Annotated in this window: 1 protein-coding gene; it reads right to left on the bottom strand. The window is 58.4% G+C overall.

Features of this window, described 5'->3' with window-relative positions; all coding sequences use genetic code 11:
* Positions 1 to 92: 92 nt before the first annotated feature.
* A complete protein-coding gene (locus tag G3446_RS26855; RefSeq protein ID WP_245232841.1) occupies positions 93 to 836 on the bottom strand; it encodes a DUF1254 domain-containing protein in 744 nt (247 codons plus the stop codon).
* Positions 837 to 1,130: the final 294 nt, after the last annotated feature.

Raw genomic sequence — 1,130 nt, 5'->3', positions numbered from 1 at the left:
CACCCTGCTGACACAGGCCGTCCTCGCGCTTTCCGATGCCGTCGAGGCGGTACGGCCAGACCGACAATTTCCACGCCGCAATCCCGGCAAGCTCAAGCCTGGATTCCACCCGGCGTACTGCCGGACGGCTTAAGTCCATGGCATTGGACGGCATCCTTGTCGGGCAATCCGCCCCAGGCCGAGGCCGTGCCGATCATGAAATGCACCGGATTGACCTCGTCTTTCGAGCCAAAGGTATGAATGTAGCGCTTCAGTCCCTTTGCGAGATCGAGAATGGGCTCGAGCGTTGCCTCGTAGCTCGCCTTGTCATAATCGGGCATCGCGAAGGCCGTGTTGGACCCGGCGGCGATTTCGATTTGGTCCTGCAACGCGTGCGCCGCGGCCAAATCGGCTGCATCCTCCGGGTCTGCAAGGGTGCGGACGACCAGCCCGACGACTGGGGTGTCGAACTTTCCCAGGGTCAGCTCATGCGCACCACTGCCGTAGAAGACCTCGTTCACGTAGCCGTCGTTATTGATGACCATCAACGACATGTAGCGCTTGCCGGACTCGGGTAGGGTGACGGTCGCGCCATTGGAGATATCAACAACGGCGAGGCTGTAGAGCGTGTCACGGTTCATCCGAATGACGTTCTGCTTGTCGATCGGCGTTGGCATGCGATTGTGATGCAGCTTGTTGATGCCACCCGCCAGTTTGATGATGCCTGCAAACTCCATATCGGTCTGCGCCCGATCGAAGTTGTCGACATTGACGGTGATGGCATCGGCGGCCGCCGCGAACGGAACGGGCGCGACAGCCATCACGACAGCCAGTGAAAGAGACGAGAGATGTTTCATGGCGCTCGGGTCGTCCTGTAAATGGGCAGTGCGTCGGTGCGATCGCTGATTGTTTTCGGCGACCTATTGCACGAGCTCGATCTCACCCGGACGCCAGGTCTTGTTGATCCAGGGCTCGAGCGGGCCATACATCCGCAGGATGGTGAACCAACTCTTGCCAGGGACGGTTTGTAGCCCAATGCCATGGACTTAGCGCCTAAAGCTATGATTATGTTACAATAATGCGTCTTCACAGGAACCTTGTAGGAGCATGCCGATGAAGCGTTGCAACGCTATCAGTCTCAACACCGAAGA

It is taken from the genome of Thiorhodococcus minor, assembly GCF_010820565.1.
GTDB classification, from domain to species: domain Bacteria; phylum Pseudomonadota; class Gammaproteobacteria; order Chromatiales; family Chromatiaceae; genus Thiorhodococcus; species Thiorhodococcus minor.
Note: the sequence above shows the minus strand (reverse complement) of the source record. Positions and strands in the feature narration are given on the sequence as shown.

Coding starts and splice junctions, on each gene's coding strand:
- G3446_RS26855 (WP_245232841.1), bottom strand. CDS start 836: ATGAAACATCTCTCGTCTCTTTCACTGGCTGTCGTGATGGCTGTCGCG.